This is a genomic window from Bradyrhizobium sp. CB2312 (genome assembly GCF_029714425.1).
Taxonomy (GTDB): domain Bacteria; phylum Pseudomonadota; class Alphaproteobacteria; order Rhizobiales; family Xanthobacteraceae; genus Bradyrhizobium.
The window spans coordinates 3,506,959-3,518,736 of record NZ_CP121668.1; the positions used below are offsets into that span (position 1 = coordinate 3,506,959).

General features: G+C 59.9%; 10 protein-coding genes and 1 pseudogene. 6 read left to right on the top strand and 5 right to left on the bottom strand.

The window, feature by feature from the left end; all coding sequences use genetic code 11:
- Nucleotides 1-43: 43 nt before the first annotated feature.
- From QA642_RS16950 to QA642_RS16960, 3 genes are all read right to left on the bottom strand, one after another.
- Nucleotides 44-2,359, bottom strand: coding sequence for a DUF3141 domain-containing protein (locus tag QA642_RS16950; RefSeq protein WP_283085648.1), 2,316 nt, complete (start codon nucleotides 2,357-2,359; stop codon nucleotides 44-46).
- Between the two features lie 215 nt (nucleotides 2,360-2,574).
- Nucleotides 2,575-3,354: an enoyl-ACP reductase FabI gene (fabI, locus tag QA642_RS16955; RefSeq protein WP_283085649.1), complete on the bottom strand. Its 780-nt coding sequence runs from the start codon at nucleotides 3,352-3,354 to the stop codon at nucleotides 2,575-2,577.
- Nucleotides 3,355-3,378: 24 nt separating this feature from the next.
- Nucleotides 3,379-4,797, bottom strand: a complete 1,419-nt coding sequence (locus tag QA642_RS16960; protein WP_283085650.1) for a bifunctional enoyl-CoA hydratase/phosphate acetyltransferase — start codon at nucleotides 4,795-4,797, stop codon at nucleotides 3,379-3,381.
- Between the two features lie 739 nt (nucleotides 4,798-5,536).
- Between QA642_RS16960 and QA642_RS16965 the strand changes: the two genes are divergently transcribed.
- The 3 genes from QA642_RS16965 to QA642_RS16975 all read left to right on the top strand — a co-directional run bounded on the left by QA642_RS16965 (nucleotide 5,537) and on the right by QA642_RS16975 (nucleotide 8,333).
- Nucleotides 5,537-6,439 carry a polyphosphate kinase 2 family protein gene (locus QA642_RS16965; protein WP_283086915.1) on the top strand — a complete coding sequence of 301 codons (903 nt, stop codon included), beginning with the start codon at nucleotides 5,537-5,539 and terminating at the stop codon, nucleotides 6,437-6,439.
- A 194-nt stretch (nucleotides 6,440-6,633) separates the two neighbouring features.
- Nucleotides 6,634-7,092: a hypothetical protein gene (locus tag QA642_RS16970; RefSeq protein ID WP_283085651.1), complete on the top strand. Its 459-nt coding sequence runs from the start codon at nucleotides 6,634-6,636 to the stop codon at nucleotides 7,090-7,092.
- Nucleotides 7,093-7,301: 209 nt separating this feature from the next.
- On the top strand, nucleotides 7,302-8,333 hold the full coding sequence (locus tag QA642_RS16975) for an alpha/beta fold hydrolase (RefSeq protein WP_283085652.1): 1,032 nt from the start codon (nucleotides 7,302-7,304) through the stop codon (nucleotides 8,331-8,333).
- An 81-nt stretch (nucleotides 8,334-8,414) separates the two neighbouring features.
- Here QA642_RS16975 and QA642_RS16980 read toward each other — a convergent pair whose 3' ends face one another.
- Nucleotides 8,415-8,648 (bottom strand): hypothetical protein, encoded by a 234-nt coding sequence (locus QA642_RS16980; protein WP_283087170.1) that lies wholly within the window; start codon nucleotides 8,646-8,648, stop codon nucleotides 8,415-8,417.
- Here QA642_RS16980 and QA642_RS16985 point away from each other — a divergent pair.
- From QA642_RS16985 to QA642_RS16995, 3 genes and pseudogenes are all read left to right on the top strand, one after another.
- Nucleotides 8,541-8,771 carry a DUF3141 domain-containing protein gene (locus tag QA642_RS16985; RefSeq protein WP_283086916.1) on the top strand — a complete coding sequence of 77 codons (231 nt, stop codon included), beginning with the start codon at nucleotides 8,541-8,543 and terminating at the stop codon, nucleotides 8,769-8,771. The two genes, QA642_RS16980 and QA642_RS16985, sit on opposite strands and share 108 nt — an antisense overlap.
- A gap of 26 nt (nucleotides 8,772-8,797) precedes the next feature.
- A pseudogene (locus QA642_RS16990) lies at nucleotides 8,798-9,755 on the top strand (phosphate acetyltransferase).
- 5 nt (nucleotides 9,756-9,760) lie between these two features.
- Entirely contained in the window at nucleotides 9,761-10,945 is a 1,185-nt protein-coding gene (locus QA642_RS16995) for an acetate/propionate family kinase (protein WP_283085653.1), read from the top strand.
- Nucleotides 10,946-11,024: 79 nt separating this feature from the next.
- On the opposite strand, the gene QA642_RS17000 is transcribed toward QA642_RS16995, so the two are convergent.
- The gene (locus QA642_RS17000; RefSeq protein WP_283085654.1) at nucleotides 11,025-11,690 is read right to left on the bottom strand and encodes an HAD family hydrolase; all 666 of its coding nucleotides are present in this window, start codon (nucleotides 11,688-11,690) and stop codon (nucleotides 11,025-11,027) included.
- Nucleotides 11,691-11,778: the final 88 nt, after the last annotated feature.

The window sequence follows — 11,778 nt, forward strand, 5'->3', positions numbered from 1 at the left end:
CGGAGACGGCAGCGTGGCGTGCCGTTCGCATCCATTAAACGTTTCAGCCGGCCAGACTTGCCGGGCTTCGATTTGTCCGCGCCTCACCCCGGTTTTCGGGATGCAGCCCGGCAGCGTCATCGGTCAGAAGCTCTAAGACCTGGCCTAATCGCCTCTGCGCATCCGGGCGGAGCTTGCCGATCGATGCAACGGTTTCGTGGAGCAAGTCGGAGAAAGCGCGACGTGCCGCCGCATCCGCGGGCAGGAGCCGCGGCAGGGCCTCAATTGCAGCGCGTTCGTCCACGCCCAGGATGGCCCACTGTTCACGCAAGGTCGCCTTGAAATCGGCCTCGGAGACTTCCGGGTATGCCAGAAGCAGCTTGCGCAGGGAATCGAATGTGCGCTCGTCAATCCGATGCTGGGCCTTGCCGATATAGACCAACACCCGTGCCGCAGCATCGAACACGTTACCCTGAGCAATCCGTCCCTTCAGACGAAGCTTCTCGTTCTCGGCTGCAGCCCTAACAAAGGGCAGCGTTCCGGGCCGCGGGCGGGGCGAACCGTCATTGACAGAGATCCCACACGCTGCCTGGACCAAGGGCGAGCCGTAGACCGCGTGAAAGCTGCGCTCGACCATTTCGTCTCGCAGGTCACGGTAGAGATTGAGCGCGTCCACCATTGATTTCGAGAAGTTCTGCTGCACCGCGAGGAGGGGGTTGTCGCTGGATGCGGGGGTGCGCTGCGCTCTGACATAGTCTGCGGCTGATGCTACTCCTCGCATCACCGGGTTCCTGTCAGACGGGAGCGAATAGCCAAGCCGCAGCGGATTCAGCTCAACAACCGCGGCCGCAACCTGTGGACCGCTCGCCATCTTAATCCATGGCTGCAGGAATGTCTGATAGAGGGCGTTGTTGAGATCCGAAATGCGTGCGGCAGCAGCGAATTCCCGCTCGTCCTGACCCGAGTTGCAGCCCAGCGCGCGGATGTCGTCGAGAGTGCGGTTCTCGATGGACAGATCGAAGTCGACAGCCTTTCCCGGGGTGGGGGCATCCGAGCCCGGCTTCGCCGTGATCACGATCTCGTAGAGTCCCGGGGGCATTGCATCGATGAGTTCCATGTTGTTGATGAACTCTGCATGGTTCTTTGCGGCCACCTGGGTGCCGACGAAAATGGCCAAATGGCCGACCTTGGGATCGATGGCATAAAAGATCCTCTGTCCGCATTGCTGGATTTCCTCCACGCTTTGGTAGTTGTCGAGAATCCAGTCGAGCGCCTGCTGTGGTGGCGTGATGTTATCACCGTGCGAGCAGAAGCAGACGATAGGGGTCTTGATCTCACGCATATCGAGACAAGTGCCGTCGCTGGTGACGATCTGGCCAGTCGAGAATCTGTTGCCGATAAAGAGATTGTCGACCATCCACTGCATCTCGTCGCCACGCAACACGACAAAATCTCCCCACCACTTCTCGAACTGCAGATAGCGGTCCTTCTCCTGCTCCGGATTGACCCAGACATTGTATTGCTTAGTCCAGAACGTGTTCGCGGGGTTGAGATTGTCGAAGTTGCCGACCAGCCAGGCGGCATCGAAGATGCCGCCTCCCATATCGCTCATCATGCGATCGAGCCAGCTTCCGCCATACCAGCCGCCGAGATAGCGCATGGCATTCTTGCCACGCACCCCGGCCCAGTAAGACAGCGGCGTTCCAGCAAGCACCATGGGTCCGACCACGTCGGGACGCATGCAAGCGGCCATCATCGCGTGCCAGCCGGCTTGGCAATTGCCGAACACGAAAGGCTTGCCGAGGGCGTCCGGGTGCAGTTCGGCGACCTTCTCAATGAAGACGGTAAATGCGCGTGCGACGTCCTCAATTCGCTGCCCCTCCACTGGAGTAGCCGTAAAGGCAGCGAAGTAGACAGGATGCCCGGCCCTGAATGCCTCGCCGATTTCGCTCAACTGTTTGAAGCCGCCAATTCCGGGGCCCTGGCCGGCGCGCGGATCTATCACGAAGACCGGACGTTTGCGGGCGTCGATCTCGACGCCCTCCGGGGGAATAATGCGCAGCAGCGAGTAGTTGACCGGATGGGACAGCTCGTCGCCGCGCATCACCAATTCGCTGTCATACATCAGGACCGAACTCACCCCGTGCGCGAACATGTCTTCATGCTGATTGCCGCGTTCGCGCAGGATGTCCAGGAACAGAATGGACCTCTGCCAGAAGTCGCGCACATACTCACTGACTGCGTTCGGCGGAACAGATTTCTCCCAAATACGCACATGCTCACCGATAGTTGTCGGCGCCACCTTGCTCACCCGTCCGGATAATTCATCGAGTATTTTTGGCGGGGCTAGAACCTGGAGTTGGTCAAGGAATTGGGCCACTTGCGTTCTCCATGATGGAAGCCAATAGCGCGTCTTCAGTGAGCGCGAGGATGCTCATCATATATTCTGCAGTGAGCTGAGGCTCGTTGACCGAAATCAATCCGGTTGCTCGCCCGATCTACCCGCGTACCGTCCTGCGAATTGAAGTTGTCCCGGGTGACCGCGCAGCGGCCGCTCCGGTCCGTCAGTACCGCTGTCCTGGAGCCTGGCGGCTGCTAGCCGACGATATGGTACCCTCCATCGACGTAGATGGTTCCTCCCGTCATGAGCCTAGCGTAGTCGGTCGCGAGGTACGCCGCGGCCGCGCCGACGTCGTCGATAGTCACGAGACGGTGCGCGGGTGCAAGCGCCGCGACGTATTCCAGCAATTCGTCGAACTCCTCGATCCCCGAGGCAGCGCGCGTCATGACCGAGCCTGGCGAGATTGCGTGCACGCGAATTCCGCGCGGGCCGAGCTCCGAAGCGAGATAGCGCACTGCGCCTTCCAGGGCGGCCTTGACCGGCCCCATCACGTTGTAGTGCTCGATGACTTTCTCTGCCCCATAGTAGCTCATCGCCAGGATGGTGCCCCCATCGTGCATCATCGGAGCCGCAAGATGCGCCATCCGTATGAAGGAATAGCAGGAAACTTCCATCGTTTGCAGGAAGCCACCGCGAGAGCACTGAGAGAGCGGAGCGTGGAGATCCTGCTTTGGGGCCGCCGTAATCGAATGCAGCGCAAAATCGAGGCTTCCCCAGGTTTGCTCAGCGACCTGGAATACATGCTCCAGTTGCCCCGGCACTCTCACGTCGCACGGCTCGACAATGGAAGCTTCGAGAGCCCTGGCAAGTGGCTCGACAGATGGTCTCGCCTTGTCATTGGTATACGTTACGCCGATCTCGGCGCCGAGCCCGCGAAAAACCTGAGCGCAACCATAGGCGATGGAATGCTCGTTTGCGATGCCGAGAATAATCCCTTTCTTCCCGGCAAGGGGACGCGCCGTGAAGTCGAACATTGTGAACTCCCTAGGCTGAAGGGTCTATTCTGCCGCCGATGGAAGCGGCGTCGATCGGCGTTGGGCGTGTACAAGCAGGACTGCAGCCGCCGCGGAGGCGAGGCGCGTCCGCAGCTTGTCGGTCTGGCTGGTCAAAATGATCGGCACACGGGCGCCGAGCACGATTCCAGCCCCTTCGGCTCCCGACATGAACGTAAGCTGCTTCACCAGCATATTTCCGGATTCAATGTCCGGGACAAGGAGGATATTCGCTCCCCCCGCGACCGGGGAAACAATGTTCGCCTGTCGCGCACTATCCGCGCTCACAGCATCGTCGAACGTAAGCGGCCCATCGACGATGCCTCCGGTGATTTGCCCGCGATTGGCCATCTTGCACAGCGCGGCCGCCTCCAGGGTGGAGGGTATCTTCCTGGTGACGTTCTCGACTGCCGACAGGACTGCGACCCTGGCCTGGTCGAAGCCGAGGACCTTCGCAAGGTCTATCGCATTCTGGCAAATGTCGCGCTTCTGGTCCAACGTCGGAATTATGTTGACCCCAGCGTCAGTGAGTATGAGGGGAGTCGCATAGTTCGGCACGTCCATCACGAAGGCGTGGCTCATGCGTCTCTCGGTTCTAAGGCCTGTGCCTGCCGCGACGACTTCATGCATGAGTTCGTCCGGGCGCAAGCTTCCCTTCATTAGAGCGTCTACCTTGCCCGCCCGCGCAAGTGCCACTGCTGTTGCGGCCGCGGCCGGCCCGGGCTTGGCGTCGAGGAATTCACATCCCGTGATCTCGATATTCAATGACGCGGCAAGTGACCGAATCTCCTGTTCGGGACCAACGAGGACTGGCCGAATGAGCCCAAGCTCCGTTGCGCGAACGGTCCCCTCGAGCGAAGCGTGATCACGAGGGTCTACAACAGCGGTCCGGATAGGCTCCAACTCAGCGCAACGCTGGACCAACTCCTCGTAGCGGTCATGGCGCCGTACCTCAACCTCCGGCAACGCGACTCGGGGTTGGCAGATCTTCTTGGTCGGAGCGATCACTTGCGCGATTCCGGAAATCACTTCATCCCCGTTTTGATTCACGCCGCGACAGTCAAATAGCACGACGTGTTCCTCCTGCCGCTTCTCCGAAGCGGTGACGGTGACCGTGACCGTATCGCCGAGGCCGACTGGCTCGCGGAAACGCAAATCCTGCCGAAGATAAACGGTGCCAGGGCCGGGAAGCCGCGTGCCCAAAATTGCGGAAATCAGCGCCCCGCCCCACATCCCGTGAGCGACAATGCGGTGAGATATGCTTGTCTCGGCGTAGCGCTCGTCGAGATGTGTCGGGTTCACGTCGCCAGACATGACCGCGAACAGGATAATATCGTCCTTGGTCAGTGTCCGCGTCAGGCTTGCGGACTCGCCAACCGCTATTTCGTCGAAGGTCCGATTTTCAATGAAATCGCTCACCTGCATGACTGACTCCTGCGGGACAAACTAGGTGATTTCGACCACCCAGGGTCGCAAACAAAGATATCGATGGCGCTGCATTCTCGCTCTTCATCGGGAACGCTCCATCACGGAGGGCATCGATGTGATCTCATCATTCTGTACCTGCTCTTACGAGCGAGGGGCATCTACCAGGCTCGCCGGGCTGTCCAGGATCCTGCGCAGCGCTGGTCTCGGGAGGAACCGCTCCAAGTCCCCCGGCCTACAACACCCGTTAACTTGCCCGACCCAGATGCGCGTCTGTCCTGCATCGTAACCGACGCGCGTACCGCTCCCGAATTCGTGACATTGCCGCTCAAGCTCTCCGCGGCAGGCGACGTTATCGCGCCATTCTCGATATTGACCGAGTAAGTGTAGGTCGGATTGCAATCTCCGCTTTGCGTAACGAAAGTGATGTCCCACGAGCCGTCATATGGAGAGCGAGCGTCAGCAGCCGTAGCAAGCAGTAGCGGGGTAGCACAGCCGACAAGGATCGCGCACAGGTACGTCGTCATCATGAACCTCGATCGCCACATACCCTACGACCGTTTATCGCTAAGTGCGTTGAGCGCTGTTGCGCTAGATCAATCGCATTCGGAACGGCTTGTCTATTTTTGAGAGGTCTAGGCCGCTGATGAGCGGTACGTGCGAGAGTCGGCATCAACCCATTGTAAGTTCTTCTATTTGCAAAGTGACTGAATGTCGCCAACGGAGGATCGTGACGAGAATGGCGAGAGAAGAAGTTCTCGATCTCTTACAGAAATATGTCATCCCTTACCGCGTGACCAAAGGCAAGGGCTTCCGGCTGAAGGACTTCGATCCGGGTGACACCGGCGGCCTACAGATAGAAAAAGCCGAGGCCACGGAGCTCCTCCAAGCCGGCACCGCGTGGCTGGCCGAAGAGCAGGACATGCTCTATGCCCAGGACCGGTGGTCCTTGCTGCTCGTCTTCCAGGCAATGGACGCGGCTGGCAAAGACGGCACCATCAAGCACGTCATGTCGGGCGTCAATCCGCAGGGATGCCAAGTGTTCTCGTTCAAGCAACCATCATCGGAAGAAATTGCTCACGACTTCATGTGGCGCTACGCCAGGCGCCTGCCCGAGCGAGGCCGCATTGGCATCTTCAACCGTTCGTACTACGAGGAAGTCCTCGTCGTCCGCGTCCATCCCGAGCTCCTCGAACGGCAGAAGCTGCCCCAGCCGCTCGTCAGCAAGCGGATCTGGGACGAGCGGCTCGCCGACATCGCGCATTTCGAGGAATACGCCGCCCGACAGGGCACGAAAATTCTAAAATTTTTCCTTCACGTATCGCGCAAGGAGCAGGAGAAGCGCTTTTTGGAGCGCCTCGATGAACCCGAGAAGAACTGGAAATTCTCGCCTTCCGACGTACACGAACGCAAGTTTTGGGACGAGTACATGCACGCGTTCGAGGAAGCGATCGCGGCAACGGCGTCGAAGCAGGCGCCGTGGTTCGTCGTACCTGCCGACAACAAGTGGTTCAGCCGGCTTCTCGTCGCCGCGGCAACCGTGGAGGCATTGGTGAGCCTCGATCTCGCTTACCCGAAGGTCGACGCGGCGAAGAAGAAAGAGCTCACAGCCGCGAGGCGGGCGCTGTCCCGCGAGCGCTAAAGGCATCTTCCCGTCGTGCACGCCACCCATATGCAGAACTACCTTGCCCAGGCCGAACGATGCACCGCCTCGGGCTTTGATCACGTCGACGTGCCGATCGACGAGGTCCGCGCGCGAACGTGGACCTGCTGCTCACGTTCAAGGTCGGCTCCTCCAGGGTCAAGGTCGGTACCGTCGAGATTGGATGATACCTCATGAATCCATCAGTGATTTCCGCTGTCGCGGCACTGGGCGGAGCCGTCATAGGCGGAGTGACTTCTATTGTCGCGTCGTGGATGACTCAACGGTTACGAGTCAGGGCAAAGCAGCTCGCGCAGCACAAGCAACGCCGAATAAAACTTTACAATGAATTCATCGAGGAGGCCTCGAAGCTTTTTGTCGACGCGTTAGAGCATGAAACTCCGAACGCTTCTGCGGTGGTCGGGCTCTATACAATAATCAGCAGAATGCGCATCCTGTCTTCAGCGGCAGTTATCGAATGCGCTGAAAAGGTCGGCGATGTCATCGCCGAAACTTACCTTGCGCCGAAAATGACTCATGATGGACTGCGAGAGACGTTGAAGGGTCGGACATTCCGCTCGTTCGACCATCTTCACGATTTCAGCAAAGCTTGTCGCGCGGAACGAGGAACGGATACTCCGCAAAAAATCTAGAGCTTGGATCAATGATGCTTCAATCGCCACAGGGGCAGGCGGTCTGCCAGCGCGCACAGTACCGATCGGTCGATCTGTTGTCGAGGCAGCCTGAGTTGCGCGCGTCAAATCGCTGCGTTCTTTATAGTCGGTGCGGAATTCAGTGGGTCGTTGTCTCTCTACTTGCCATCGCTCTGCTCGGTTGCGCCGGCCGACCTGGCCCAGAGGTGTTGACCCCGGTCGCGCGCTCGCGTGGCTCCAAGACGCTGCAGGTCTACGTGGCGACCACGCGCGAGCGCGACAAGTCCTGGGCAAACGTATTTACCGCGAACGTCGCCAATTCGCTGAACTTTGCGAGGTTTGCCGTCTCGGTCCCGCCGAATCACAAGCCCGGCGAGATCGAGATGCCGACCAATGTCCCCGATCCGCAGAGTAGCTTTGCTGTCGTGGATCAGGCGCTGATAAGCGAGGCCGACTTCCTTAGGGCCCTCGCTTTGCAGGGCGACACTCGCCGGAAAAGGCACAAGGTCTTCGTCTTCGTTCATGGGTTTAACAACAGCTTTCAGGAGTCGTTGTTCCGACTGACTCAATTGCAAGCGGACGCCGAAATTGATGGGATCCCAATCTTGTTCTCGTGGCCGTCGCAAGGCCAAGTGACCGCCTATGAAGCCGACAAGGAAGCGGCCAGTTACTCTCATCGTCATTTGATGACGCTCCTCACAATGTTGAGCAGCAGTCCCGAGGTCAGCGACATTCTACTGGTAGCCCACAGTATGGGGGCCATGTTGACCGTGGACGCTCTGCGGGAGCTTCGTGCCCAAGGCATGAACCGCGTGATGGCTCGTTTAGGGGGTGTCGTGCTGGCGGCACCTGACATCGACGCGCGAGCATTCCGCGATCAGGTCGTAGCGATCGGCCCACTTAAGCCGCCCTTATTGGTTCTAGTGTCAAAGGATGATGGGGCCCTTCGAGCGTCCAGTGCTATCAACGGCGGTGTTCTTCGAGCTGGCGCTATCAATGTTGAAGATCCGGTAGTGCAGGAAGCTGCGATAAAGGCCAAGGTTCAAGTCGTTGATATTTCAAGACTCGCCTTGCACGACAATCTGGGGCATGACCAGTTCATCAGCGTCGCTGTGTTGTATTCGAGATTTCGACATCTAACGTCACCGTATCGCAACTCGCCTGGCACATTCAGTTTTGGAGACGATGCGGGGCCCGTCGTTGGGCCGGTTGACGTAAGAGCTCTGGCTACGGCGCAATGAACAGTCTTGTGCGGTACGGGGGCGGAAGAGGTCAACTAAGCAACGCGTGTTCTTGATCTCAATCAAGGCCGGCGCTTCGCCTCATGCAAAAATGTTTTCAGTCATGTGCGAACGAATGACCATATCTAGCCAGAGCCGATGGTCATTGTCACATGGATCGACAGGCGCAATTTCGATGATCCCGCCAATTACCCGCTCATTTGCGCCATTTCTCCGAATGGCGTCGAGATCGACCGGCAGAGGCGGCCGTTCATCGTGGTCGATCCTCGCACCGGACGTGGTCCGGGTGTCGGCGACTTCAAGGGTGGACGGCAAGATCGATGTCGCGATCGAGGCGGGGCATCCCTGCTAGATGCGGTATTCGAACAGATGGGAGAGGGGATGGCGATCAACGCGCCTTTCTCGACCGCGGGGCCAGGGCATCGCAGCGGTCATTGAGAGAATCGGGAGCAAATATCAAGGCAATCGATATCGGACCCTCGCAGTCTCTCCGCAAGTACCATCGGCTGATCGCGGCGGCCAAAGCGTTGCCGCCGGCTCCGACGGTCGTGGTGCATCCCTGCGACGAGACCTCGCTGCGCGGGGCGGTCGACAGCGCACTAGCCGGCATCAATTCGGCCGATCCTGGTGGGGCCGGAAGGAAAGATAAGCGATACGGCCAGGAAGTGCGGTCTCGACATTTCGCGGTTCGAGATCGTCAACGCCGCTCACAGCGATGAGGCCGCTGCCAAGGGCGTCGAGCTTGTTCATGCTGCCAGAGGCGAAATGCTGATGAAGGGCAGCCTGCATACGGACGAATTGATGCGTGCCGTCACTGCGAAAGCGGGTGGCTTGCGCACCGATCGCCGCATCAGCCATGCCTTCGTAATGGACGTGCCGGCCTATTCCGAGACGATCTTCGTGACGGACGCCGCCATCAACATCTTCCCCGATCTTGACGCCAAGCGCGACATTATCCAGAACGCTATTGATCTCTACATCCAGACCGGCTTCGGCAAGCAGCCGCGCGTGGCGATCCTGTCGGCGGTCGAGACCGTTACGTCGAAGATCCCGTCGACGATCGAGGCGGCGGCGCTCTGCAAGATGGCCGACCGTGGCCAGATCATGGGCGGGCTGCTCGACGGGCCGCTTGCCTTCGACAATGCCGTCGACGCGGAGGCGGCGCGCATCAAGGGCATCGAGTCCGAGGTCGCCGGCCGCGCGCAGATCCTGGTCGTCCCCGACCTTGAAGCAGGCAACATGCTGGCAAAGAATCTGGCCTACTTCGCCAGGGCTGACGGCGCCGGCATCGTGCTCGGCGCCCGCGTGCCGGTCGTGCTCACGTCGCGTGCAGATAGTCCGCGGGCACGGATGGCATCTTGCGCGGTGGCCGCGCTCTATGCTCAAGGACGGCGCCAGCATGCGCCGACCATTGCTGCGTGACCGCCATGGACACCATCCTCGTCGTCAACGCCGGCTCCTCTAGTGTCAAGTTCGAGATCTTTTCGGTCGAAGGTGAGGGTAGGTTGAGCCGGCAGATCAGGGGCCAGATGGACGGCATCGGCAGCCGTCCGCGGCTGCGGGCGAGCGGAGCGAAATGCGAGCCCGTGGCGGACCGCGCCTATCTGCTCGAAGCCGTTCCGGACGTGCCGGCTGCGATGGACCTCGCCGGCGAGTGGCTTCGCGACGAACTCCGCATCCGCCCGATTGCCGTGGGACATCGCGTGGTGCATGGGGGCCCGGATTATGACCAGCCGATGTTGATCGACCGCAGCGTGGTGGCCCGCCTGGAGCGCTTCTCCAATCTCGCCCCGCTACATCAGCCGCACAATTTGTCACCGATCCGCTCGATCCTCGCGAGTGATCCGACCCTACCGCAGGTTGCCTGCTTCGACACAGCTTTTCACCGTACACACGGTGCCCTTGCCGACCATTACGCGATTCCGCATCAGCTTCACGCCGAAGGCGTGCGCCGTTACGGTTTTCACGGCTTGTCATACGAATATATCGCGAGCACGCTGCCAAGCGTCGCACCTGATATCGCCAAACGCCGCGTGATCGTCGCCCATCTCGGCAGCGGCGCCTCGATGTGCGCCATCGATCAGGGCCGCAGTGTCGAAAGCACGATGGGATTTACCGCGCTTGACGGACTGCCGATGGGCACGCGCCCGGGGCAGCTGGATCCGGGCGTGGTGCTCTATCTGATCGCGGAAAAGGGTATGTCTGCAGCAGAAGCCCAAAGCCTGCTCTATCACGAATGCGGCCTTAAGGGGCTCTCCGGCATCAGCAACGATATGCGGGAGCTACAAGACAGCACGGATCCCCGAGCGGCCTTCGCCGTGGATTATTTCGCCTACCGCATCGCCCTCAATACCGGCATGCTGGTCGCAGCCATGCAGGGTGTGGATGGCTTTGTGTTCACGGCCGGCATCGGCGAGAACTCGGCGAAAATCCGGGCGGCGATCGCCAGCAGGCTCGCTTGGCTCGGGGTTTCCCTGGATGAGGCGGCAAATGCGGAAAACAGATCGTTGATCTCTCAACCGGACGGCCGTGTGCCGGTCTATGTCGTTCCGACCGATGAAGAACTGATGATTGCGCGCCACACCCTGTCGCTGCTGGTCCGAGCAACCTAGCTGCGTGAGCAGCGTCCAGTGCCAAGGACACGCGTGCGAAGTACAGCATGGCGGTGGCCCGGCCGTGCCCCAAACTCGCCTAACTGCTCACCAGCGTCTCACGTGCGAGCGTCGCAAGATCAGCAATCGCCGCGACGGTTACATCCGCCGGCCGGTATCTTGCCAGGATCTCCGGGTCGTGCGCGTAATGGCCTTGGCGCGGAAACACTGTCGTCACGCGCTCGCTCCATTGCGACTTCACCGCATCAAGGATGCGCAGCTTGTCGTCGATAAGTATATAATGTCTCGCAGGATAGAGCCGTTCGACGTCGGCAAGCTCGTTCTCCTTGTGAATATAGATCAGCACCCGGTTGTCGAACGCCTTCCAGAGGCCCGAGCGCTCGATCTTGCGCGCCTGGAACACCGCGTCTCCGTCCGACAGGATTACGGGTAGACCCCATTGTCGAACATGTGTAACCGCGTCGAGCGCGCCGGTGTAGAGGCGCTCGGCGAAGGGGTAGTCGAGCAGCCAGTTCGCCATGCGCAGAAGCGTCGGATCGTGCAGCTTCTCTGCGCGGTAGCGCTCGAGGGCACCGATATAATCCGCGTAACCGAACTCGGCCCACAGTTCGTCGAAAATCGTCCAATATCGCTCGCGCGCGGCGCGCCCGTAGCTCTCCTCGAGATGCTCGCGCAGATCCTGTTGGATCCGGTCGTTGTCGACGAGCGTGTTGTCGACGTCGAAGAGGAAGACCAGATCGTCCATCTGTTGCCCATTTCGATGCGAGGCACAAAATCGCTATCTGAATTTCCCTGTTTGCTGGGCAGCCTGAGCCTTCGTTTTCGTCGCGGGC

Bases quoted from the DNA above. Each gene is read 5' to 3' on its own strand.
- fabI (WP_283085649.1), bottom strand. From the start codon at position 3,354: ATGTTCGACTTCACGGCGCGTCCCCTTGCCGGGAAGAAAGGGATTATT.
- QA642_RS16960 (WP_283085650.1), bottom strand. From the start codon at position 4,797: ATGCAGGTGAGCGATTTCATTGAAAATCGGACCTTCGACGAAATAGCG.
- QA642_RS16965 (WP_283086915.1), top strand. From the start codon at position 5,537: ATGGCGAGAGAAGAAGTTCTCGATCTCTTACAGAAATATGTCATCCCT.
- QA642_RS16970 (WP_283085651.1), top strand. From the start codon at position 6,634: ATGAATCCATCAGTGATTTCCGCTGTCGCGGCACTGGGCGGAGCCGTC.
- QA642_RS16995 (WP_283085653.1), top strand. From the start codon at position 9,761: ATGGACACCATCCTCGTCGTCAACGCCGGCTCCTCTAGTGTCAAGTTC.
- QA642_RS17000 (WP_283085654.1), bottom strand. From the start codon at position 11,690: ATGGACGATCTGGTCTTCCTCTTCGACGTCGACAACACGCTCGTCGAC.